Raw genomic sequence first — 21,372 nt, forward strand, 5'->3', positions numbered from 1 at the left:
TCAAAATGGTTTTCTATGTAAGAGTCCGCCGGCGCTCAGTCGTCGGCGAGGTGCGCCTCGATGGGTTCGACGAGCGATTCGTTGCCGACGTACACCGGCGTCCGCGCGTGCAGTTCGTCCTTCTCGACGTCCATCAACGACTTCTCGCCGTCCGAGGAGTACCCGCCCGCCGTCTCGACGATGTGTCCGACGGGGTACCCCTCGAACTGGACGCGGAGTTTCCCTTCGGGCGTACCCTTCAGCGTCGGGTAGCCGAAGACGCCGCCGTAGGTGAGTACCTGGTTCACGTCGCCTATCATCGACCCGCCGTACCGGAGTTTCATCGAGTCGTCCGACTCTATCTCGCGGACGTACGCCTCGAAGGAGTCGACCCAGTCGGGGACGCGCCCGCCGAACCCGTACACCGTCGGGTCCTCGGGGAGCGTCAGGTCCTCGCGGACGGCGTCGTAGGTGCCGTCGGGGTGGACGACGTACTCGGTGACGGTGCCGTCGCGGGCCGTTATCATCGTCGTCGTCGCCCCGTAGAGGACGTACGCCGCGGCGACGATGTCGTCGCCCGTCGCCGGAAGCGGCGCGTCGTAGACGGAGACGATGGTGCCCATCGTGTTGTTGGGCTTGAGGTTCGAGGAGCCGTCTAACGGGTCCACGCAGACGGAGAGACCCGCGCCCACGCCGATGACCTCCTCGCGTTCCTCGCTGGCGTACTCGCCGACGCCCGCGATGTCGCCGATGCGTTCGAGAAGCAGGTCGTCGGCGAACACGTCGGCCTCCATCGGACGCTCCCCCGAGGGGTTCTCGCCCTCGACGTACTTCCGCCGGGTCGGGAGGCCCTGTCGGATGTCCGGGGCCGTCCGCGCCGTCACGTCCACTATCTGGTCGATTACGGAGGCGGCCGAACTCGCTTCGGTCGGGAGTGAACTCTCTTCGGTGGCCATCTCAGAGCCCCGCCGTTTCCAGCGCCTCGTCCGTGGTCGTTTCCTCGAAGATGACCTGCTCCAAGGCGTCGAGGATGCCTTCCGGGTCCTCGCGTTGGAACACGTTGCGTCCGACGGCGAGTCCCTGCGCGCCCGCGTTCATCGCGGACTCGACCGTCTCCAAGAAGTCGCGGTCGGACGCCTTCGACCCGCCGCTCATGACGACGCTCGTCGGTCCGGCGGCGCGTACCGCCTGCTGCATCGCGTCCTCCGAGCCGGGGTACTTCACCTTCGCGATGTCCGCGCCGAGTTCGAGAGCGAGGCGGGCGGCGTAGGCGATGGTGCCCGGCTTCTTGTCGTTCTTGAGGCCCTGTCCGCGCGGGTAGGACCACATCACGACGCCCATGTCGTTCTCGCGGGCGGCCTCTTGGGCGTCGCGGAACTCCTCTTGCATCTCAACCTCGTGGTTCGACCCGCCGTAGAGGGTGAACCCGATGGCGTCCGCGCCGAGGTCCGCCGCGTTCTCAACCGTCCAGTTGACGGCGGAGTCCGGTTCGCCCATCCAGAGGTTGCTCGTGCCGTTCAGCTTCGCGAGGAGCGACACGTCGTCCTCGTAGGAGGGGTAGTACGCCTCCGCGACGCCCTTCTGGACGGCGAAGGCCGTCACCGCCGAGTGGGTCGCCAAGTCCCACAGGACCTCGGGGTCGGCCGTCTCCGGCACCGGGTCGAAGTCCGACGGTCCGTGCTCCAGTCCGTGGTCGTACGCGAGGATGATGGACTTGCCGTTCCGAGTGATGGCGGAGTCGGCTCCGGGTTTCATTACTTCCATTTCGGGTAACTATCTATATAAGCTCTTTGCAGGTCGTCATTCTCGTGCCCGCAGAATCAAATGCAGAATATTTGCTTTAGAAACCGTGACAAGCCAGAACTGCCGGAAGTGGGAAATTAACTCGAAAAGTAAAAAGTTCTTCAAACGCCGTCGAGTCGCTCGTCGGCGGCGCGGACCCACCCCTCGACGAGGGACTGGTCCAACTGCAGGGCGTCGGCGACGCTCTCGGGGTCGGCGGTGGCGAGGCGGCGGACCGAGCGAATCCCGGCGTCGGCGAGTTCCCGAGCGTCCGCCTCCTCCACGCCGTCGAGGACCGTCACGGGAGTCGGGAGGCTCTCGGCGCGCCACGCGGCCTCCTCGTCCTCGGGCGCGGCGGACGCGTCGGCACCGGTCGCGTCAGACCGCCACGCCGCCTCCTCGTCGGTCACGTTCGAGTCGCGTTCGCCCCCCCGCATCGACTCGGCGCGCCACGCGGCCTCCTCGTCCTCGGGCGCGGCGTCGTCGGACGCGCCGTTCCGGTCGCTCTCGACGCTCCGACTCCGCCACGTCTCCTCGTCCGCGGTGGCGTCGTCGCCCGAACCCTCCGTTCCCGAGTCCGCCGACGCCGAGGCGGCGCGTTCGCGCCACGTCGACTCGTCCACGGGGTCGGCGTCCGTCGGTCGCCGGCCGTCCGGTCGCGCGTCCGCCTCGGCGGATTCGGTCCGACGGTCGACGGCGGCCCGGTCGCCGTCGCCCCCGGATTCGTCCGCGTCGCTCTCGTCGTCGCCCCATCCGGTCGAACTCGCGGCTATCCACGCCCGTTCCTCGTCGTCCAAGCCGCGGACCTGCGTGGACCGCCGCGAGAGGTCCGTGTCCGCCGCGTCGAACGACCACGACAGGGAGTGCTCGCGCCGTATCTTCGCCGCGACGCCGGGGTTGACGCCGATCTCGGTCAGATTCCGGTACGAGATGCGCTTTCGGACGAAGTCCGACAGTTCTATCTCCGACGATTCGAGCGCCTCGGCCGTCTTCGGCCCGACGAACCGGAGGTCCTCGAACGTCTCGGGGCCCTCGTCGTCGTCCGCCGCGTCGCTCTCGTCGGTGCTGTGCCACGGAAGCGGAATCTCCTCTCCCTCGTCCGCCTCGCCGGTCCCCTCCACGTCCGACAGGCGGTTGCGGTCGCTCACTCGTCCCGCTTCGACGTACTCGTTCACGCCGTCGCCGGCGTCTCCGCCTTCGGTCACGATGTCACCCGTTGGGTGTACCTTCACTGTTTCCGACTTGAGCGTTTCCGTGCCTATCTCCGGGCAATCATGTTGTCCGACGGCCGACGGAAGCGACGAAACCGACCGACGGGGGAACGTCCCCTCCGGCACGTTTACCACGCGACCGGACGCACGTCCTCCATGGACGTTCGTGACGTAAACGAAGCGGAGACGGTCGGCGTCGTCGGCGCGGGCACGATGGGCAACGGCATCGCACAAGTGGCGGCGACGGCGGGATACGACGTCGTGATGCGCGACATCGAACCGGAGTACGTCGAGCGCGGGTTTTCGAGCATCGAGGAGAGCCTCGACCGACTCGTCGGAAGCGACCGCCTGACCGACGAGGAGGCCGAGGCGGCGCGAGCGAGGATAACCGGGACGACCGACCTCTCGGACCTCTCCTCGTGCGACGTGGTCGTCGAGGCGGCCGTCGAGAACATGGACGTAAAGCGGGACATCTTCGCCGACTTAGACGGACTCGTCGACGACGACGCGGTGTTGGCGACGAACACAAGTACGCTCTCGGTGACGACCATCGCCGCCGCGACGGACGCGCCCGAACGCGTCGTCGGCGTCCACTTCATGAACCCCGTGCCGGTGATGAAGGGCGTCGAAATCGTCGTCGGCGAGAAGACGGCCGAACCCGTCGTTGAGTTCGCCCGCGACTTCTCGGACCGACTCGGCAAGGAGACGTGGGAGTCCGACGACAAACCGGGGTTCGTCACTAACCGCATCCTGATGCCGTGGCTGAACGAGGGCATCCGCGCCTACGACGAGGGCGTCGCCTCGAAGGAGGACATCGACCGCGGGATGAAACTCGGGACGAACGCGCCGATGGGCCCCCTCGAACTCGCTGACCACATCGGCCTCGACATCTGTCTCGACGCCTCGAAGACCCTGTTCGAGGAACTCGGCGACCGCTACAAGCCCGCCTACCTCCTCAAGCGGAAGGTCGCCGCCGGCGACTTGGGGAGGAAGACGGGGGAGGGGTTCTACGAGTACGACTGACTCCGCGACTCACCACGTGCAGTACTCGCACCGGTCGCCGTCGAGTTCCTCGGGGTCCGCCTCCCGTTCCTCGGCGGGGTCGATGACGCTCGACCGCTGACACCCCAAGATGTCCGTCCGGTGCCAGTCTCCGTCCGCCGCGCGAATCACCGTGAGTTCGGGTGCCATACGAGAATGGTCACTCTCTCGTCACGAAAAAGTATCGCCGACGGTGCGGGGGCGCGACGCCGGGGGAACCACTCGTTCGTTCGTTCGTCCGTTCGTCCGTCACCGGGCGAGAAGCGCCGCGGCGGCCAGAGAGAGGAGGAGAAAGACGACGCCGAGTCCGGCGAGTGCGCCCGAGAGCGCCCTCACCGCCGGAATCAGGTCGCCCGCGGCGACGTACGCCAGCAGGGCGGCGAACCCGAACAACCCCGCGACGAAAACGCCCACGAACGCCGCCGTCGTCGCGTCGAGGTAGTCGTCTGCCGGCACGACGCCCCCTTCTCGGTCCGACCCCAAATGGGTACCGAGGCGACAGTCTGAGTATCAGGACTGAACATCTGCGCGAACGCTTTATCGGGGGGAGTGCCGTTGCCGTTCGCATGATTACCGTCGAGAACCTCAGGAAGACCTACGAGGGGTTCCCCGCAGTCGTCGGGAGTTCCTTCGAGGTGGACCGCGGCGAGATATTCGGCGTCGTCGGCCCCAACGGCGCGGGGAAGACGACGACGCTGAAGATGCTCGCCGGACTCATCGAACCGACGGCGGGCGCGGCGCGCGTCGGCGAGTTCGACGCCGGCGACCCGGAGATGCGGCGATGCCTCGGCTTCCTCCCCGAGGAGTCACCCCTCTACGAGGACATGACGCCGCGGTCGTACCTCCGTTTCTTCGCCGACCTGCACGACGTGCCGTACGCGGAGGCGACGCGCCGGACGGAGCGAACGTTCGACCGACTCGAACTCGAACACCGGGAGCGTCGCCTCGGCGACATGTCGAAGGGGATGAAGCGGAAGGTGGCCATCGCCCGGTCGTTGGTGAACGACCCCGACCTGCTCATCTACGACGAACCCGCGTCGGGACTCGACCCTCTGACGACGAACTACGTCTTGGAGTTCACCCGCGAACTCGCCGAACGGGGCAAGACCATCGTCTTCAGCGCGCACAACCTCTATCACGTCGAGAGCGTCTGCGACCGGGTGGTCATCATGAACCGCGGCGAGATAATCGCCCGCGGGACGGTCCCCGAGATACGCGACGAACACGGGGAGACGACGTACCACGTCTTCACGACCGTTCCCGTCCCCGACGCCGAACCCGTCGGCGACGGGCGGCACCGGCGCGTCGTAGCCGACATGGACGCCGTCGAGTCCGTCCGCGCCGCCGCCGAGTCCGCGGGCGGCGAGGTGGACGTGGCCGTTTCCGGCGACGCCACCTCGGACCTGATACGGGCGGCGTCGTCCGTCGGCGGCATCGACGCCAGACCGTACCGGTCGGAGGACGCCGCGATGTGGGCCTTCGACAGGGGCGACGCGGACGCCGTCCTCTCGGCGGAACGGTTGCACGGGCGGGTGTTCGTGACGGCGACGGCCCCCGACTCGAACATCGCGACCACGGTGGTCGTCGTCCGACTCCGCGACGCCCTCCGCGAGTTCGAGCGGACCGAACGGGCCGAGCGGTCGGCGTTCCTGACGAGTTCGACGCTGGAGTTGCCGTCGGAGACGAAGTCGAGCCCGTACTACGGCTTCACGTACACGGTGCTCGTCCCGCTTCTCCTCTACCTCCCGGTGTTCATCAGCGGCTCTATCACCGTCGACTCCATCACCGAGGAGATAGACCGCGGGACGCTCGAACTGCTCCGGGTCGCACCGCTGTCGCTGTCGGACGTGGTGGACGGAAAACTCCTCGCGGCGGCGACGCTCGCGCCCGCCCAGTCGGTGCTGTGGATTCTCCTCCTCGGCGTCAACGGGACGCCCGTCTCGAACCCGCTGTCGCTCTTAGTGATGGTCGCCGCGCTCTCGACGCTCGTCTGCTCGCTCGGCGCGGCGGTGGCGCTCCTCTCGCCCGAACGGCGCGCCGCGTAGTTCCTCTACTCCATCGGCGTGCTGTTCGTCTTCGGCGGCACCACGCTGTTCCCGCACAATCCCGTCAACACGTCCGCGCGCCTCGCAATCGGGAGCCCGGACCCCCTCGCGCCCGCCGTCGTCGCGTCGTACGTCGTCCTCGACGCGGGCGCGTATCTGGCGGTCCGGTACCTCGTCGGCGGCGTGGATCCGAACGAACTGTGAACTCTACTCGACGAACTCCACGCCGGTAATCTCGAACCGCCCGCCGCCCTCCGGCCCCTCCGCGGCGGTCACCTCCCACCCGTGAGCGTCGGCGACGCGCCGCACTATCGAGAGGCCGAACCCCGTCCCGTCGCGCGTCGTCGAGTAGCCCGTCTCGAACACGTCGTCCCGCCGGTCCGGCGGGATGCCGGGGCCGTCGTCCTCGACGTGGAAGCCGCGGGCCGATTCGCCGACGCGGACGGTCACGTCCGGGCCGCCGTGTTCCACGGCGTTCCGGACGAGGTTCTCCAGCAGTTGTTGCATCCGCCCCTCGTCCGCGCGGACGACGCGACCCGCGTCGGCGATGAGCGTCGCGTCCGCCGTCTCGACGTTCCGCCACGCCGATTCGACGGCGTCGCCGAGGGCCACCGGTCTGGTCTGCGTCGCCGCCTCGCCCTCCCGCGCGAGCGCCAACAGGTCGTCTATCAGCCTCCCCATCCGTTCGTGGGCGTTCGCCACGTCCCGGAGGTGGTCGCTGTCGCACTCCTCGGCGGCGAGTCCGAGGCGTCCTTGGGCGACGTTCAGCGGGTTCCGCAGGTCGTGGGAGACGACGCTGGAGAACTCGTCGAGTCGCTCGTTCTGCTGGCGGAGTTCGCGCTTGCTCGCCAACTGGTCGAGCGCCTGCCCCGTGTGCGAGACGAGCAGTTCGGCCAGTTCCACGTCGTCCTCGTCGAACGCGCCGGCCCGTTCGCTGACCGCCTGAAAGACGCCGTGGTCGCCGAGGGGGACGCTGAGCGCCCCGCGGTACGGCCCCTGCGGGTTCGCCTCCTCGGCCGTCCGCACGTCGTCGAACAGGTACGACTCGCCGGTCCGGTACGTCTTCCCGACGATGCCGTCCTCGACGGACATGGGGGCGACGCCGTCCGACGGAACCTCCTCGGAGACGGCCACGACCGACAGCAGGCCGTCGTCTTCGAGGTTTATCACGCACTGGTCGAACTCTAGGATGCTCTCGGCGACGTCCACCGTCCGCCGACAGACCTCCTCCGGCGTGCCGAACGTCGTGATGTCGGTGGCGATGCCGTGGAGCTCCTCCAGCGCCCTCTCGCGCTCTCGCTGCCGTCGGTTGCTGAGCACGCGGAGCACCTGGTCCGCGAGTTCCCCGGCGAACCGGCGCTCGTCGGCGAACCACTCGCGCGGTTCGCCGACGTGTTCGTGGCAGACGACGCCGACGACGCCGCCGTTCGACCGAATCGTCGCGTCCAGGACCGAGCCGATTTCGAGCGGTTCGAGGTACGCTTCGGCGAGTTCGGCGGTTCGCGGGTCGGTCCGCGCGTCCTCGGCGGCGAGAGAGCGGTGCGCCTCCAACGCCTCGAAGTAGGTGGGGTAGTCCGCGGCGGTCAGTTCCTCGCCCTCGGCGTGCGCGTCGGCGGACCGTTCGTACAGGTCCGCGCAGCGGAGGACGCTGTTACCGTCCTCGAACAGCCAGATTCCGACGCGGTCCACGTCGAGCGTCTCGGCGGCCGTCTCGGTTATCGTTCGCTTCCCGGTCTCGAAGTCGCCGTCGGTGATGCGCTCGTCGGTCGAGAGTTCGACGACCGTCCGTCGCTGCCGCGCCCGACGCTCTCGACTGTGGTAGTCGTCCGTCACGTCGCGGAAGACGAGCACGACGCCGATTACCTCGCCGCGCTCGCTCTCTATCGGCGACGCGCTGTCGGCGACGAACCGCTCGGTGCCGTCCCTCCCGACGAGGACCGTCCCGTTGGTCAGTCCGACCGCGCCGCCCGTCTCCAACACCCGCCGTGCGGGGTTCTCCTCCGGTTCGCGCGTCTCGTGGTCGATAATCTCGAACACCTCCGAGAGCGGTTCGCCGGCCGCCTCCTCGGCGGACCACCCCGTCAGTTCCTCCGCGACCGGGTTCATCCGCGTCACCCGCCCCTCGACGCCGGTGGTGATGACGGCGTCGCCGATGCATTCGAGGGTGACCCGGAGGTTCTCCTCTCGCTTCCGCAGGCGACGCTGGGTGCGGTGGTGTTCGTGCTCCTGTACGATGGCCCGCGCGAGGACGCCGTACTGCGAGGTGGGGTCGCCGCCCTTCCGGAGGTAGCGGTCCGCGCCGAGGTTGAGCGCCTCTATCGCCACCTCCTTTCTGCCCCTCCCGGTGAACATGATGAACGGCACGTCGTCCTCGAACTCCTGACGCACCGTCTCGAGCACTTCGAGGCCGTCCATCTCCGGTATCTGGTAGTCGCAGACGACGACGTCCACCTCGCGGCGCTCTATCGATTCCAGCCCCCGCCGCGGGGACGACGTCGTCTCGACTTCGATTCGCGGCGTCTCCGTCTCCAAGAAGCGTCGCGTGAGCTCCAAGAGACTCTCGTCGTCGTCGATGTAGAGCGTCCGAATCGGCGAGACGCGCTCGAAGTCCCCTTGCTCCCGCATCAGTGGGACTCCTTTCGCGCAATAGATTAAAAGAGTTACCAGCACCCGAACGCGCGCGTCGCAGGCTCCGCCCTCCCGCGTCCGAGAGGCGTCGGGTCATGCCCGGTGAAGGGTTCCCCGCGTGGAACATCCGAGTCGGAACGCACTCAAGGTAAGAGGACGGTGTTCGAGGTATGGGACTCGGAGGAACCGCGAAGAAGCTTCAGAAAGTGGCCGAGATGGCAGAGGACGTCTACGCTCGATTGAACGACTTGCGCGACCAGATTCACGCGATGCGCGAGACGGTCGACGAGACGAAAGACCGCGTGGACACCCTCGAAACGGAGTCCGCCGAACAGCGAGCCATCCTCGAAGCCATCGCCGAAGAGCAGGGTATCGACGTCGAAACCGTCACCGCGACGGCGCACATCAAAGAGGCCGAGGCGGACGAAACCGCGGGGGCGGGCGACGCCGACGCCGCGGACGCCCCGACGGACGCCGACGCGACGGACGCCGACGCGACGGACGCGGGGACCGCCGACCCCGAACCCGCCGACGAAGCGTAACGCCGCTTCGGCACCGCGATTCACGTCGGCGCGCGACCCGACCGGTAGTAGTTCGGCTCCCGTCCGCCGCCGACGGATGACAACCTTCAGGTTCGGGGGCAACTTTTGCCACCGCATGACCACGGACCGCGAGCCGCTTTCCTCGGTGTTGGAAACCATCGGCCGGACGCCGTTGGTCCGCGTCCACGCCTCGCCCGACGAGGTGCCCGTCTACGCCAAGGTGGAGTCGTTCAACCCGGGCGCGAGCGTCAAGGACCGCATCGGGAAGTACATGCTCGAACGGATGCTAGAGGAGGGGACGCTCCCCGAGGGCGGCACCGTCGTGGAACCGACCGCCGGGAACACCGGCATCGGCATCGCCGTCGCCGCGGGGCAGCTCGGCGTCGACGCCGTGTTCGTCGTCCCCGAACGATTCAGCGTCGAGAAGCAGCAACTCATGCGCGCGCTCGGCGCGACGGTCGTCAACACCCCGACCGAGAAGGGGATGGACGGAGCGATACGGCGCGCGCACGACATCGCCGACGACTTGGACGACGCCGTCGTCCCCCAGCAGTTCTCAAACCCCCTGAACGCCGAAGCGCACTACGAGACGACGGGGCCGGAGATTTACGAGGCGCTGGACGACGAGGTGGGCGCGGTCGTAATCGGGTGCGGCACGGCGGGAACGCTCATGGGCGTCGCCCGGTACGCCCGCGAACGGAACGAGGACACCTACGTCGTCGCCGTCGAACCCGAGGGGTCGCTGTACTCCAGACTCGAAGGCGAGGACGTCGAGGAGGCCGACTACAAGACGGAGGGCATCGGAACGCACAACCTCGAGACGAACGAACTGTTCGACGACTCCCTCGTGGACGAAATCGTCCAGATAGCCGACCGAGACACCCACGCAGAGGTCAAGCGACTCGCGAGCGAGGAGGGGCACCTCGTCGCCTCCTCCTCCGCCGCCGCGAGTCTCGCCGCGCGCGGCGTCGCCGAACGCATCCGCGACGGCGAGGTCGACGCGCCGCACGACACCGTCGTCACCATCTTCCCCGACTCCAGCGAACGCTACCTCTCGAAGGGAATCTACCGCGACTTCGAGTCGTGGGAGGGGTAGTCGGCGCGGCGTCGCGACGGCGGAGCACGACACCGCCGCGATACCGCCGCGTTACCGCACGAGGCGGCCGTGCTCTACCTTCATACACCTGTCCTGCACGACGGTTAGCCCCGCCTCCTCGGCGCGCGCGGCCGCCTCGTCGTCTCGTATCCCCTGTTGGAGCCAGATTGCGTTCGCGTCGCCGGCCGACTCGTGACGTTCGAGCACGTCGTCGACGATTCCCGGAACCTCCTCGCTGGGGCGGAACACGTCCACGACGTCTATCTCGGCGTTCTCCGGCACGTCCGCCAGCGAGTCGTACGCCGTCTCGCCGAGAACCTCGTCGGCGAAGGGGTTGACGGGAACCACCTCGTACCCGTGGCGTTGGAGGTACGCGGGTATCTCGTGGGCGGCCTTCCCGGCGGTGGTCGAACAGCCGACGACCGCGATGGTTTCGGCGTCGAGTACGTCCCTCATTCCGGCGTCGTCGGTGACTGGCATGGGTACACGGAGGGCGGGCGCGAACAAAAATCGTGGCCGTACGTGCGCACGCGTCACACAGTCAGGCGGCGGGAAGTCAGTCCGAAGCGAGAAGTTCAGTCCGCGGCGAGGCGAATCTCGGGGTCGCCGTCCTCGCGGGTGGTGACGATGCCGTCGAACAACTGCTTCAGCGTGTTCATCGTCTGGTCGTCGTAGGCGCTGGAGTCGATGGCGAACAGGCCCAGTCCGTCCACGCTCTGGATGCGCCCGGTGAACACGTGCAGGAAGCGGAACACCGTCTGCAGGTCGGCGTACATCAGGAGCGTCGAGAGCGAGTGCAGCATGACGCGGTTCTGCTCGATGTGGCGGTCCCGATAGAACGCCTGCAGGAACTCCGAGAGCTTGATTCCGATGCCCGTCATGTCCACGGGCGAGGACGTGTACTTGATGCGGTCGTCGTCGCGGATGTCGCCGAGATCCTGCTGGCGCGTCACGCAGTCCACGACCGCGACCGGCTTCCCCTCGTAGGGGACGCGCTTGCCGAAGTCCGAGAGGACGCGCTGTGCGCCGTCCTTCGTGGTGACGATTATCGCGCCGTCGCCGCGCTCGGTCCCCTCCGCGAGGACGTCGAGCGCCAGCGACCGCTTTCCGGTGAGCGGCGGTCCGCTGATGAGGATGTTCGTTCCCGGTTGGACCTCCGTGTCGAGATCGGGGCCGAGGTCATACATGCGGGTCCCTCGGGGCTGAGCCGTCAGCATGGAGATAAACGTTCGCGTGACGGGTCGACTCGCCGGGAGTCATTAGATGTAAGGTGATATCGTGATGCGATAATATTCTTTTTGATTCCGTAACAAGCGACCGATTCGGCGAGCGACGGACTCCGTCGAGCGACCCCTTCGCCGCCGGTTCGGCGGACACTCACGCGGGTACGCCGCCGGACGCGGTGATTCGCCCGGCGATGAACGCCGCCGTCGCCAGCAACATCCCCTGTTTCAGTCGCGACTGGCCGGCCGACGGGTCGGAGAACGCCCGCGCCGCGCCCCAGAGCATGACGCTGTCGGCGGGGAGCACGAGTGCGAGGTAAGCGGCGCCGAACCCGCCGACGAGGAACGGGACGACGCTCGACGCGACGGCGACGGCCAACACGGCGACGCCGAGCGTCAGGGACCGCCGTTCGCCGACCACTATCGGAAGCGTCCGCAGGCCCTCCTCTCTGTCGCCCGCGACGTCTTCGACGTCCTTGGCCACCTCCCGCGCGAACGTCGCCATCGCCGAGAGGGCGAAGAGGACGAGCACCGTCGTCTCGAACGCGCCGTCCACCGCGGCCGCGCCGAACAGGAACGTAGACCCCGTGAGATACGCGACGACGACGTTTCCGACGCCGGGGAGGCCCTTGAAGAGCTCCGTGTAGGCGAGCAACGCGACGAGGTTCACCACGGCGATGGCGATGGCCGTGACGGGGAGGACGGCCGCGGAGACGACCGCCCCCGCGAAGAGCGCGACGCTGAACCAGAGCGCGCCGCGTTCGCTCACCGCGCCGCGCGGAATCGGGCGGCTTGGGCGGTTGATTCGGTCTATCTCGCGGTCGAAGTAGTCGTTCACCGCGTTGCCCGCCGCCGTGGCGAATATCGTGGCGGCGACGGCGGCGACGATGGCGGCCGGCGCGAGGAGTCCGTCCGCGACGAACGCGCCCGTGAACGTGAGGACGCCCGCCGCCGCGACGTTGCCGGGACGGGTGAGTTCGAGGAGTCCGCGCGCCGTCTCCGACGGCGACGACTCCGCCTCGCGGACGCTCGATTCGGACTCTGCGGCCGGTGGCATACGACGTACTCCCGAAGCCGCGGAGATAAATGGCGCGGAGTCGGACGGATTCGCACGACGAGTCCGAATCCGTGGGTTTAAAACGAATCGCCTCACTACGTAGTAGCGAGGGCGCTTAGCTCAGTCTGGACAGAGTGCTTGGCTTCGGACCAAGTTGCCGTGGGTTCAAATCCTGCAGCGCCCACTTCTCTGCGAGGAACGTACGTGACGAGCGAGACGTTTACGCGAAGGATTTGAATCGGGGAGCGAGCGACCGAGGTTCAAATCCTGCAGCGCCCATGATTCTTCCGCGAACAACGTGAGCGGAGAATCATCTACCGCGAAGGATTCGAACGAGACCGAGGTTCTGCGGAAGCGTGGGTTCTCGGGCGTAGTCCACGATCCTGCAGGGTCCACGGAATCGATAGATTACAGCGTAGAATGTCGCCCGCCCTCTACGAGAGTTCGAGAAGTTGTTGAGCCAGTTTTCGAGGCACCGACACCATCGGCCAGTGCCCCGTGTCCAGTTCGCGGAGTTGCCACCCTCGCTGCTCACACAACTGCCGAATCATATCCAGGGTGGAGTCGTCCATCCCGTTCTGGGTGCAGAGAATATAGCTGGTGAGTAACGCTGCGTCCGGATTACCGACGTTCACCGGCTGTTTGAACGTGTTCAGCGGATGCGGAACAGCCTTTTCCCGCATCCACCGCGTGTCCTCGTCCGAGATGCCCACCCAGCCTGGAGGGTCATCTGGGAGCGACCAACCTCCAGCATGGCCTTTTGCCGACGCTTCCATGGCTTCCCACTCGTCCGGAGGATAGAACTCAGATGCCGAAACCGGCTCGTCGTTCATCGGAACCAGTGCATCCAAATAGACGACGTGTGCGAGCCGCTCGGGGACTCGTTCTGCCACGCCGGTCACTACAAGCCCCGCATAGCTGTGCCCGAGGAGAACAACGTCCGTGAGCTCGTTGTATTCGAGTGCATTCACGATATCCGTGATGTGCGTTTCTAAGTCGATCTCGAACTGAGCAAGGTGTTCTCGTTCACCAAGCCCAGTGAGTGTCGGTGTGTATACTTCGTGTCCCTCGTCACGGAGCAGAGGGGTGAGGTACTTCCAGCACCAGCCGCCGAGCCATGCTCCAGGAACGAGAACGAACTGTCGTGCCATGGTTCTTAGAACGGTTGCGAGCCTGATATAGATCTCTGCGAGGAACGTACGCGACGAGAGAGCAGTTTACCGCGACGGATTTGAGTCGGGGAGCGAGCAGTAGCGAGCGACCGAGGTTCGAATTCTGCAGCGCCCACTTCTCGATTGGAGTCCACTATTAGCGGAGACGCGTCGCTCCCCCGTTTCGTGAGACGCGTACGGATTCGACGTCGGTGCCCGCCGCCGGAAGCGTACCCGGTCCACCGTCGATGACCGACCGGTACGTTCGGTGCTCGGCCGAGGACGAGTCCGACCCGGAACGGTCGAAAAATACGTCGAACGGTGCTGTTCTCCGTAACTTCCGTTACGTTCCCGACGAACCCCCTTCGCTATCCCTCTTCTCGTCGTGACCGTTCCTCCTGCCGGTCGTGCTATTGTCTTCGATAGGAATGTTCTCCTCGCCGTCGAGACCGTGCCAGACGCCGTTATCTCCGACGATATCGGCGCGGCCTCGGTCATTGTCGACGAACAGCCGGACGATCGACGCCGGTCCGACCTCGAGTGTCACCGTGCCGTCACCGTCGACGTCTTCGACCGCGTGCTCGACCGCGTGGTTCGTCGGTTCGTCCCACGAGGACGGTAGCTCGTGGGGCAGTGGACGTTCCGCGGTGGCCGGTTTGAGCTGGACGACTTCGACCGACTTGTCGGCGTACCGGTCGCCCAGTTCGACCGTCACCTCGCTCGGTGCGCGGAGGTTGCGGTTGGTCAGGAACACGGCCAGTTCCTTTCCGCGTCGGTTCTGCATCGCGGCGGCGTCGACGTACGAGACGTCGTCCATCGGATCGATCCGCGGTCCGGTGTCGGGGAGGTTACGGCTAGCACCGCTCGTCGCGACGTCGACGGCGTGCCACTCGGCGTCGAGCTCGAAGACGGCGGAGTACAGTCCGGTCACGGAGCCGTCGGGACGGAGGGGATTCGGATCCGGCGGGTGATCGACCGTTTTCATCGGAACCCACGACTTGATCGGGACCCACGTCTGAGCGGCCCACCTGACGGTATCGGTCTCCCGAATGCACGCGTTGAGGACGCCCGCGACGTAGGACGCGCCGGGCATCGTATCCGGACCCGGATACGGCGCGCCGTCCGCGACGGTCGGGAAGATTCCGATTTCGCTGAGGTTGACGTAGAAGTCGTCGCCGTAGCCGTGTTCGTCAGCGAGCGTTCCGAGCTCGCCGAGTTGTTCGCCCAGCTGGGTCGCGGCCATCACGATCACTTCGTTGTAGTCCCAGTCGTCGGCGTCGTGTTCGTCTTTCCACGATTCGACGTCCTCGGCGCTGTCTAAGCCCCACTGGTAGCGGTGGATATTCAGCCCGTCGAGCTGATCGGGCGACAGTTCGTCCAACAGCGTTTCGTTCCACGGATTGTCGTTGTGTTCGGCCTCGGCCGGGTCCCAGCCGCTCGCGATGATCGTGATCGAATCGTCGACCTCGCGCATCGCCGCGGCGTACTCGTCGAAGCCGATCCGCTCTTCGGAGCCGGTGGCGTACTCCGAGGCGTCGGACGTGTGACCGAACTGCCAGTCGCCCCAGACCTCGTTTCCGACGCCCCAGTGTTCGACGTTCCAGGCGTCAGTGTAGCCGTGTTCGGCCCGTAGCGCCCCCAGCTCGGTGTCGGTCGAGCCGTTGACGTACTCGACCCAGTCGGCGGCGTCCTCGGGGAGGATCTGCCGCTCTTCGCCCCACTCCGGCGCGTTGTCGTGCCAGCCGATCGTGATCTCGGGAACGAGGTCGGCCACCTCGCACAGTTCGAGGTACTCGGCGGTCCCGAAGAAGTTCGGCTGCATCCCCTGCCAGGCGTGATTGAACCGGGGCGTCCGCTCCTCGAGCGGGCCGATCCCGTCGCGCCAGTTGTACTGGCTGGTGACGTTGCCGCCGGGCCACTTCAGCCACGTGCCGTTTTGGTCTTCGAGGAGTTCGATCGTGAGCGGGTTGAACTTGCCGTTGACGGCGTCGTCGGCAGCGAGTTCGATGAAGTCGATGTCGAAGTGTCCGTCGCCCTCGGCCGTGAACTCCACGGCGTACCGGCCGTACGGCGTCTCGACGTCGTCGACGGCGCCGCCCACGTATTCGTCGCCGCTCTTCTCCTCGAGTTCGAGCGTCGGCTCGTGGCGCGTCCACTCGCCGGTGACATCCACCTCCGTCGAGGCGAGGACATCGCCCTCGAGCGTCGTGATCGAGGCCGCAACGGCGTCGACGTCGCCGCGCACCGAGAAGCCGAGGTCGTAGCCCAGCGTCCGGTAGTCCGGCAGGACGATTCGCTGTTTGATACCGCCGGTCGAGCCGTCCTCGACGGCGATGCGCTCGTAGCCGACCGTCCCGTGGGAGGCCGATCCGCCGGCGACGCGCTCGCCGTCGGTCCGGTGTTCGAGGCTCACTCCGGTCTCTCCCACCGGCTCCCACGGGTACGGGAGCATGTCGTGGCGCTCGACCTCGTAGAACGTATCGATCTCGTTCGCGTCGAACCAGTAGTCCGGCGTCCGCCAGAACGTCGGGTTCATCACGTGCAGTGAGTAGACGCCCGGATAGATCGTCGCGTCGCCGTAGTGTTCGTTCAGGCGGCCGAACAGCGTATCGGGGACTGCACTCGCCGACCGAGCGTCGGTATCGACGGTCACCGTGTTCTCGACCGCGTTCCCTGATGTCGCCGACACGACGCCGGGCCCTAGCCCGACCGCCGACCCGGCGACCAGCATCGATTGTGCCGCGAGAACCTGTCGCCGAGAGACGCCGTTTCCGTCCGTCTCACTGTTTCCGTCGTCGTCGTTCTTTGGATCTACCGTCATCCACCGGCGAATAGATCATTATAGTATTAAATGATTGCTAGGTGTCATGAAAGATGAATACGAGACCGGATCGAGCACAGCGAGGGAGCCTATAACCGATCTAAGAGCTGCCAGAACTGGTAGTCTTGCAAGGGCCAAATTCGGCCGACTCGCGCCTCAGAGGTCGATTCGTTCGATAGTCGAACCGGAGCCTGCAGCGCCCATCTTCCTGCGACGAACGAGGCGATAAGACGCTACTCTCTCACTCACTCAACGGACGCTCCAACGCCTCGTCTATCGGTTCGTCGCCGGACCCGAGTTCGAACGTCTTCCCGTGGGTGTTCTCGGCCGTGAGCGACGCGGCGAGCGTTCGAGCCACGTCCTCGCGCGGAATCTCCGCGCTGTCGCGGTCGATTTCCTCCCCGACTTCGACCCGCCCGGTTCCTTCCTCGTTCGTCAGGGGGCCGGGGCGGACGATGGTGTAGGTCAGGTCGCTCTCGCGGAGGTACTCGTCGGCTTCGGCCTTCGCGCGCAGGTACTCTCGAAGCTCCTCGGGACTGTTCTCGGGTCGGTCGGCGTTGATGGAACTGAGCATCACGAACCGCTCTGCGCCCGCCTCCTCCGCGGCGTCGACGATGTTCATCGCGCCGTCGCGGTCGACGCCCCACACGTCCTCGCCGCCGGACCCCGCGGCGAAGACGACGGCGTCGCGCCCCTCGACGGCGTGCGTCACGTCCTCGGTCAGGTCGGCGACGACCGGTTCCGCGCCGAGCGATTCGATGTCTTCGACCTGCGCCTCGTCACGGACCATCCCGTAGGCGTCGTGGTCGCTCTCGGCAAGGATTCTCGTCAGGTGTTGCCCCACCTGTCCGTGCGACCCTGCGACGAGCACGTTCATGGCCCGGAGTTCGCCCGGAGTTCCGAAGAACCTGTTGCCCGGCCGCGCGACGAGGCGCAACCGATTTCGGCCCGTCCGCCCCTCCTTACCGCGGGCGCGCCTCTATCGTGGTGACGATACCGAACAGGGCCGTATCGGACCGCACGACGGGTAGCCCCGCCTCCGCGACGAGTTCGAGGGGTTCCTGGGTCCACCGACAGCCCATCTTCTCGTAGTGGGCGTCGGCGCGCCACTCTTGGAAGCGCGCGAACGGTCCGAAGTCGCTCTTCCCGTGTTCGACGAGCAGAATCCGCCCGGAGGGCGTACAGACGCGGCTCATCTCGCGAAGCGCGGCGACGGGGTCGGGGAACGTGCAGGTCGAGAGCGACGAGATGACGGTGTCGAACTCGTCGTCGTCGAAGTCGAGGTCCTGCGCGTCCATCTCGCGGAGGGTGTCGTCGCGGCCGAGTTCGTCGAGTCGCTCCCGGGCGTTCGCCAGCATCTCGGGGCTGATGTCGATGCCGACCAACTCGACGGACGCCGGCAGGTACCGGAAGTTCGGCCCCGTGCCGCAGGCCACGTCGAGGACGCGGCCCTCCGCGGTGGCGAACTGCCGCCGGCGGTATCGCCCGGCGAGAAACCGGTCGAGCCACTCCATCCGCGCCATCAAGTCGGCGCACTCCGCGTACGACGTCCGAATCTCCGCTATCGACTTCGGTCGCCGCTCCGACGGCGAGGAGTCGGTCGGTTCGGTCGAACTCACGAGTGATACCTCTCGTTCCACCGAGGTTCTACTGGCGCATAAAGATTGACGGCGGCGGTTACAGCGACGGAAGGACGCTCACAGCACCGCCGGAACGACGCTCGACAGCACCACCGTCGTGACGAGCCCAGTGAGGGAGATGATCGTCGTGAGGGCGGTCCACGTCCGGAGCGTCTCGCCGATGGTGAGGCCGCCGATCTCCTTGACCAGCCAGAACCCGGAGTCGTTGTACCACGAGAAGATGTTCCCGCCGGCCCCGATGGCCATCACGAGGAACGCGGGGTGGACGTCGAGTTGCGACACCTGCGGAGCCATGATGCCGGCGGTGGTCAGCATCGCCGCCGTCGCCGACCCCTGCGCGATGCGCACGATGGCGGCTATCAGCCACGCGCTGACTATCAGCGGGATGCCGATGCCGGCGAGGATGCCGGTTATGTAGTCGCCGATGCCGGACGCCGCCAGTAGCGCGCCGAACGCGCCGCCGGCGGCGGTAATCGCGGCGATGTTCCCGCCGCTTCGCAGCGCTTCGGTCAACTCCTCGGTCCACTCTTCGCGCTCCAAGTCGTTGTGGCGGTAGAACGTGTGCGCGGCCGCCATCGCCGCGATGGTGAGCGCCACGTTCTTGTTGCCGATGAACTGAATGTACGGCCGAATCGCCTCCAGCGCCGGGAACACGTCCCGGAAGGAGTTGACGAACGTCAGCGCGCCGACCAAGAGGACGGCGAGAAGGATGGGGAGGAGCGACTCGAACATGCCCGGAAGGGAACTCGTGTTCCGGTCGGCCAGTTCCTCGAGTTCCTCCGTCGTCGTCGCCATCGTGTCGCGGAGGGGGATGTCGAGTCGCTTGTTGATCCACCGCCCGTACACGATGCCGGCCAGAAACGCCGCCGGAAGGGCGGTGGCGATGCCGACGAGAATCGTCATCCCGAGGTTGACGCCGATTTCGTTCGCCACCGCGAGGGGGCCCGGCGTCGGCGGGACGAACACGTGCGTCGTCGCCGCGCCCGCGCCGACCACGACGATGAACAGGGTGTAGTCGCGGCCGACCCGCGCGCGCATCGACCGCGCGAGGGGTGCCATGAGGTAGAACACGCTGTCGAAGAAGACGGGGACGGCGAGCACGGTACTGCTCCCCCACAGGGCGATGTCGGAGTTCTCTCGGCCGAGTGCGCTCTGGAACCCGCGGACGACGCGCTGGGCGGAGCCGCTTTCGAGCATCGACTTTCCGATTATCGCGGCCATCAGAATCGGTATCCCGATGCCGGCCATGTTCTCGCCGAACGCGGCGGCGACTCGGCTAGCGGCGTCGGCCCACGCGAAGTCGGGCACGAACACCGCGTTGATGATGCCGACGAAGAACGCGGCGATGATTAGCCCGACGAACGCCGGGAGGTCCCACACGACTAACAGTAGTATGACCGCTGCCAACGCCAGGATGAACGTCAACAGCGGGCTATGTGCGAACTCTATTGCCATGGTTTGTTGTGATACTCTTCTCACTGCACAGTCGGGGTATAATTATCCACCGAAAACGAGTATTATATATAGAAATTATTATAAGAATAATCTATGAACCGAGCGTAAAATAATGACAGAACTTCACTCTCTGCATCTACGAGGTAGAGTGTGCGTCCCCGGGCGGAGAATGAGTTGAACGGACTACCGGGTTTACCGCCCGTACGTCGCCTCCCGCGCCACCGTGGACGGGTCACCGGTTCGGACGGCGGTCCGACGTCCGACGACGCTTGAGGCTGGAGCCGTCGGGAATCGTACATGTATCCGACGAAAACACTAGTTCTCGGCGGCCATAGCGCCCTTACGGGTAATCGCCTTGGTGTCGGTATGGCCTCCTATTACGTCGCTCTCATCGTGGTGAGCCTCGCCATTCTCGGAGCGGCGGTGCTCCCCCGGGTGTTCGCCGACAAACCGATATCGCTCCCCATAATCTACCTCGCGTCGGGGGCGGTGCTGTTCTTCGTCGCAGGGGTGGACGTCCCGCACCCGGTGGCCCGCCCCGAGGTCACGGAACGCCTCACCGAACTCGTGGTCATCATCGCGCTGATGGGCGCTGGCCTCAAACTCGACCGGCCGTTCGACTGGGGAGCGTGGTCCTCGACGTGGCGACTGCTCGCGATTACGATGCCGCTCTCCATCGCCGGCACCGCCCTCCTCGGCTGGTGGGTGCTCGGCGCGCACGTCGCGACGGCGATTCTCATGGGCGCGGTCATCGCCCCCACCGACCCGGTTCTCGCGGCGGACGTCCAGACGGGTCCCCCGGCGGAGGGCACCGACGAGGAGATAGACCCCGAGGAACAGGAGGGGACGATTCGGTTCGCGCTCACGTCGGAGGCCGGACTCAACGACGGACTGGCGTTCCCGTTCACCAACCTTGCCATCGCCCTCGCCGGCGCGGCGTCCCTCGCGGCGGGCGAGTGGCTCCGAGACTGGGTGCTCGTGGACGTGCTGTACAAGATTATCGTCGGCGTCATCGCGGGGTATGTCGTCGGGCGACTCATCGCGCGGTTCGTCTTCGGGGAACCCGCGAGTACGAGACTCGCCGTGGTGATGGAGGGTTCGGAGGCGTTGGCGGCGACGCTGTTCGCCTACGGCGCGACCGAACTGGTCCACGGCTACGGGTTCATCGCCGTCTTCGTCACCGCCCTCGTCCTCCGGCACTACGAGTGGGAACACGGCTACTACGAACACCTCCACGACTTCGCGGTGATGACCGAACGCCTGCTGATGGCCGGCATCCTCGTCCTCTTCGGCGGTACCCTCGTCAACGGACTGCTCGATCCCCTCACGTTGCCGATGGTCGGCGTCGGCCTCCTCATCCTGTTCGTCGTCCGACCGGTGGCGGGGATGGTGGGACTCCTCGGACACTCCGCACACTGGGCCGAACGACTCGTCATCGCGACGTTCGGCATCCGGGGTATCGGCTCCTTCTACTACCTCGCGCACGCGCTGAACGAGGCGACGTTCAAAGAGCAGGAACTCATCGTCGCCGCCGAGGAACTGTGGGCGCTACTCGGGTTCATCGTCGCCACCTCGACGGTGGTGCACGGAATCGCCGCGTCGCCGGTGATGGAGTGGTTGGACGAACGCCGCGCGTAGCACCCTTTCGCCCCGTCTCCCTCTCGTACCGACGGGTACGCGTTCTCGGCGTGTACGAGGTTC

Annotated in this window: 20 protein-coding genes and 1 tRNA gene; 7 read left to right on the forward strand and 14 right to left on the reverse strand. The window is 66.4% G+C overall.

Annotated elements, in window-relative coordinates:
* Positions 1 to 35: 35 nt before the first annotated feature.
* The 3 genes from ACFQEV_RS11320 to ACFQEV_RS11330 form a co-directional block, all read right to left on the reverse strand.
* Positions 36 to 935 (reverse strand): class 1 fructose-bisphosphatase, encoded by a 900-nt coding sequence (locus tag ACFQEV_RS11320; protein WP_379695927.1) that lies wholly within the window; start codon positions 933 to 935, stop codon positions 36 to 38.
* Between the two features lies 1 nt (position 936).
* On the reverse strand, positions 937 to 1,734 hold the full coding sequence (locus tag ACFQEV_RS11325) for a class I fructose-bisphosphate aldolase (protein ID WP_379695929.1): 798 nt from the start codon (positions 1,732 to 1,734) through the stop codon (positions 937 to 939).
* 149 nt (positions 1,735 to 1,883) lie between these two features.
* The gene (locus tag ACFQEV_RS11330) at positions 1,884 to 2,993 is read right to left on the reverse strand and encodes a DUF7409 domain-containing protein (protein ID WP_379695931.1); all 1,110 of its coding nucleotides are present in this window, start codon (positions 2,991 to 2,993) and stop codon (positions 1,884 to 1,886) included.
* A 135-nt stretch (positions 2,994 to 3,128) separates the two neighbouring features.
* Between ACFQEV_RS11330 and ACFQEV_RS11335 the strand changes: the two genes are divergently transcribed.
* On the forward strand, positions 3,129 to 3,995 hold the full coding sequence (locus tag ACFQEV_RS11335; RefSeq protein ID WP_379695933.1) for a 3-hydroxyacyl-CoA dehydrogenase family protein: 867 nt from the start codon (positions 3,129 to 3,131) through the stop codon (positions 3,993 to 3,995).
* Positions 3,996 to 4,004: 9 nt separating this feature from the next.
* Here ACFQEV_RS11335 and ACFQEV_RS11340 read toward each other — a convergent pair whose 3' ends face one another.
* Positions 4,005 to 4,163: a hypothetical protein gene (locus ACFQEV_RS11340; RefSeq protein ID WP_379695935.1), complete on the reverse strand. Its 159-nt coding sequence runs from the start codon at positions 4,161 to 4,163 to the stop codon at positions 4,005 to 4,007.
* Positions 4,164 to 4,262: 99 nt separating this feature from the next.
* Positions 4,263 to 4,469 (reverse strand): hypothetical protein, encoded by a 207-nt coding sequence (locus tag ACFQEV_RS11345; RefSeq protein WP_379695937.1) that lies wholly within the window; start codon positions 4,467 to 4,469, stop codon positions 4,263 to 4,265.
* A gap of 110 nt (positions 4,470 to 4,579) precedes the next feature.
* On the opposite strand from ACFQEV_RS11345, the gene ACFQEV_RS11350 reads away from it, so the two are divergent.
* Both ACFQEV_RS11350 and ACFQEV_RS11355 read left to right on the forward strand, forming a co-directional pair.
* On the forward strand, positions 4,580 to 6,058 hold the full coding sequence (locus ACFQEV_RS11350) for an ATP-binding cassette domain-containing protein (protein ID WP_379695939.1): 1,479 nt from the start codon (positions 4,580 to 4,582) through the stop codon (positions 6,056 to 6,058).
* An 18-nt stretch (positions 6,059 to 6,076) separates the two neighbouring features.
* Positions 6,077 to 6,262, forward strand: a complete 186-nt coding sequence (locus tag ACFQEV_RS11355; RefSeq protein ID WP_379695941.1) for a hypothetical protein — start codon at positions 6,077 to 6,079, stop codon at positions 6,260 to 6,262.
* A gap of 3 nt (positions 6,263 to 6,265) precedes the next feature.
* On the opposite strand, the gene ACFQEV_RS11360 is transcribed toward ACFQEV_RS11355, so the two are convergent.
* Entirely contained in the window at positions 6,266 to 8,683 is a 2,418-nt protein-coding gene (locus ACFQEV_RS11360; protein WP_379695943.1) for a GAF domain-containing protein, read from the reverse strand.
* A gap of 173 nt (positions 8,684 to 8,856) precedes the next feature.
* Here ACFQEV_RS11360 and ACFQEV_RS11365 point away from each other — a divergent pair, with 173 nt between their 5' ends.
* Both ACFQEV_RS11365 and ACFQEV_RS11370 read left to right on the forward strand, forming a co-directional pair.
* Positions 8,857 to 9,228, forward strand: a complete 372-nt coding sequence (locus ACFQEV_RS11365; protein WP_379695945.1) for a DUF5798 family protein — start codon at positions 8,857 to 8,859, stop codon at positions 9,226 to 9,228.
* A 115-nt stretch (positions 9,229 to 9,343) separates the two neighbouring features.
* A complete protein-coding gene (locus ACFQEV_RS11370; RefSeq protein ID WP_379695947.1) occupies positions 9,344 to 10,324 on the forward strand; it encodes a PLP-dependent cysteine synthase family protein in 981 nt (326 codons plus the stop codon).
* 51 nt (positions 10,325 to 10,375) lie between these two features.
* Here ACFQEV_RS11370 and ACFQEV_RS11375 read toward each other — a convergent pair whose 3' ends face one another.
* The 3 genes from ACFQEV_RS11375 to ACFQEV_RS11385 all read right to left on the reverse strand — a co-directional run bounded on the left by ACFQEV_RS11375 (position 10,376) and on the right by ACFQEV_RS11385 (position 12,604).
* Positions 10,376 to 10,804: a CoA-binding protein gene (locus ACFQEV_RS11375; RefSeq protein ID WP_379695949.1), complete on the reverse strand. Its 429-nt coding sequence runs from the start codon at positions 10,802 to 10,804 to the stop codon at positions 10,376 to 10,378.
* Between the two features lie 95 nt (positions 10,805 to 10,899).
* Positions 10,900 to 11,511 carry an RAD55 family ATPase gene (locus ACFQEV_RS11380; protein ID WP_379695951.1) on the reverse strand — a complete coding sequence of 204 codons (612 nt, stop codon included), beginning with the start codon at positions 11,509 to 11,511 and terminating at the stop codon, positions 10,900 to 10,902.
* Positions 11,512 to 11,701: 190 nt separating this feature from the next.
* Positions 11,702 to 12,604, reverse strand: coding sequence for a geranylgeranylglycerol-phosphate geranylgeranyltransferase (locus tag ACFQEV_RS11385; RefSeq protein ID WP_379695953.1), 903 nt, complete (start codon positions 12,602 to 12,604; stop codon positions 11,702 to 11,704).
* Positions 12,605 to 12,713: 109 nt separating this feature from the next.
* Between ACFQEV_RS11385 and ACFQEV_RS11390 the strand changes: the two genes are divergently transcribed.
* Positions 12,714 to 12,788, forward strand: a tRNA-Arg gene (locus tag ACFQEV_RS11390).
* 250 nt (positions 12,789 to 13,038) lie between these two features.
* Here ACFQEV_RS11390 and ACFQEV_RS11395 read toward each other — a convergent pair.
* From ACFQEV_RS11395 to ACFQEV_RS11415, 5 genes are all read right to left on the reverse strand, one after another.
* Complete coding sequence (locus tag ACFQEV_RS11395; RefSeq protein WP_379695955.1) at positions 13,039 to 13,755, reverse strand: alpha/beta fold hydrolase; 717 nt, start codon at positions 13,753 to 13,755, stop codon at positions 13,039 to 13,041.
* A gap of 343 nt (positions 13,756 to 14,098) precedes the next feature.
* Complete coding sequence (locus ACFQEV_RS11400; protein ID WP_379695957.1) at positions 14,099 to 16,576, reverse strand: alpha-L-arabinofuranosidase; 2,478 nt, start codon at positions 16,574 to 16,576, stop codon at positions 14,099 to 14,101.
* 241 nt (positions 16,577 to 16,817) lie between these two features.
* Positions 16,818 to 17,453, reverse strand: coding sequence for an SDR family oxidoreductase (locus ACFQEV_RS11405; RefSeq protein ID WP_379695959.1), 636 nt, complete (start codon positions 17,451 to 17,453; stop codon positions 16,818 to 16,820).
* A gap of 85 nt (positions 17,454 to 17,538) precedes the next feature.
* Positions 17,539 to 18,099 (reverse strand): class I SAM-dependent methyltransferase, encoded by a 561-nt coding sequence (locus ACFQEV_RS11410; RefSeq protein WP_379699843.1) that lies wholly within the window; start codon positions 18,097 to 18,099, stop codon positions 17,539 to 17,541.
* A gap of 174 nt (positions 18,100 to 18,273) precedes the next feature.
* The gene (locus ACFQEV_RS11415) at positions 18,274 to 19,671 is read right to left on the reverse strand and encodes a GntP family permease (protein WP_379695961.1); all 1,398 of its coding nucleotides are present in this window, start codon (positions 19,669 to 19,671) and stop codon (positions 18,274 to 18,276) included.
* Positions 19,672 to 20,037: 366 nt separating this feature from the next.
* On the opposite strand from ACFQEV_RS11415, the gene ACFQEV_RS11420 reads away from it, so the two are divergent.
* On the forward strand, positions 20,038 to 21,309 hold the full coding sequence (locus ACFQEV_RS11420) for a cation:proton antiporter (protein WP_379695963.1): 1,272 nt from the start codon (positions 20,038 to 20,040) through the stop codon (positions 21,307 to 21,309).
* Positions 21,310 to 21,372: the final 63 nt, after the last annotated feature.

The sequence above is a fragment of the Halopelagius fulvigenes genome (genome assembly GCF_042662625.1).
GTDB lineage: Archaea > Halobacteriota > Halobacteria > Halobacteriales > Haloferacaceae > Halopelagius > Halopelagius fulvigenes.

Excerpts from the sequence above, each read along its gene's own strand:
- ACFQEV_RS11415 (WP_379695961.1), bottom strand. The coding sequence starts at position 19,671 with ATGGCAATAGAGTTCGCACATAGCCCGCTGTTGACGTTCATCCTGGCG.
- ACFQEV_RS11410 (WP_379699843.1), bottom strand. The coding sequence starts at position 18,099 with ATGGCGCGGATGGAGTGGCTCGACCGGTTTCTCGCCGGGCGATACCGC.
- ACFQEV_RS11325 (WP_379695929.1), bottom strand. The coding sequence starts at position 1,734 with ATGAAACCCGGAGCCGACTCCGCCATCACTCGGAACGGCAAGTCCATC.
- ACFQEV_RS11420 (WP_379695963.1), top strand. The coding sequence starts at position 20,038 with ATGGCCTCCTATTACGTCGCTCTCATCGTGGTGAGCCTCGCCATTCTC.
- ACFQEV_RS11405 (WP_379695959.1), bottom strand. The coding sequence starts at position 17,453 with ATGAACGTGCTCGTCGCAGGGTCGCACGGACAGGTGGGGCAACACCTG.
- ACFQEV_RS11380 (WP_379695951.1), bottom strand. The coding sequence starts at position 11,511 with ATGTATGACCTCGGCCCCGATCTCGACACGGAGGTCCAACCGGGAACG.
- ACFQEV_RS11360 (WP_379695943.1), bottom strand. The coding sequence starts at position 8,683 with ATGCGGGAGCAAGGGGACTTCGAGCGCGTCTCGCCGATTCGGACGCTC.
- ACFQEV_RS11320 (WP_379695927.1), bottom strand. The coding sequence starts at position 935 with ATGGCCACCGAAGAGAGTTCACTCCCGACCGAAGCGAGTTCGGCCGCC.
- ACFQEV_RS11350 (WP_379695939.1), top strand. The coding sequence starts at position 4,580 with ATGATTACCGTCGAGAACCTCAGGAAGACCTACGAGGGGTTCCCCGCA.
- ACFQEV_RS11340 (WP_379695935.1), bottom strand. The coding sequence starts at position 4,163 with ATGGCACCCGAACTCACGGTGATTCGCGCGGCGGACGGAGACTGGCAC.
- ACFQEV_RS11375 (WP_379695949.1), bottom strand. The coding sequence starts at position 10,804 with ATGCCAGTCACCGACGACGCCGGAATGAGGGACGTACTCGACGCCGAA.
- ACFQEV_RS11400 (WP_379695957.1), bottom strand. The coding sequence starts at position 16,576 with ATGACGGTAGATCCAAAGAACGACGACGACGGAAACAGTGAGACGGAC.
- ACFQEV_RS11395 (WP_379695955.1), bottom strand. The coding sequence starts at position 13,755 with ATGGCACGACAGTTCGTTCTCGTTCCTGGAGCATGGCTCGGCGGCTGG.
- ACFQEV_RS11335 (WP_379695933.1), top strand. The coding sequence starts at position 3,129 with ATGGACGTTCGTGACGTAAACGAAGCGGAGACGGTCGGCGTCGTCGGC.
- ACFQEV_RS11370 (WP_379695947.1), top strand. The coding sequence starts at position 9,344 with ATGACCACGGACCGCGAGCCGCTTTCCTCGGTGTTGGAAACCATCGGC.
- ACFQEV_RS11385 (WP_379695953.1), bottom strand. The coding sequence starts at position 12,604 with ATGCCACCGGCCGCAGAGTCCGAATCGAGCGTCCGCGAGGCGGAGTCG.
- ACFQEV_RS11365 (WP_379695945.1), top strand. The coding sequence starts at position 8,857 with ATGGGACTCGGAGGAACCGCGAAGAAGCTTCAGAAAGTGGCCGAGATG.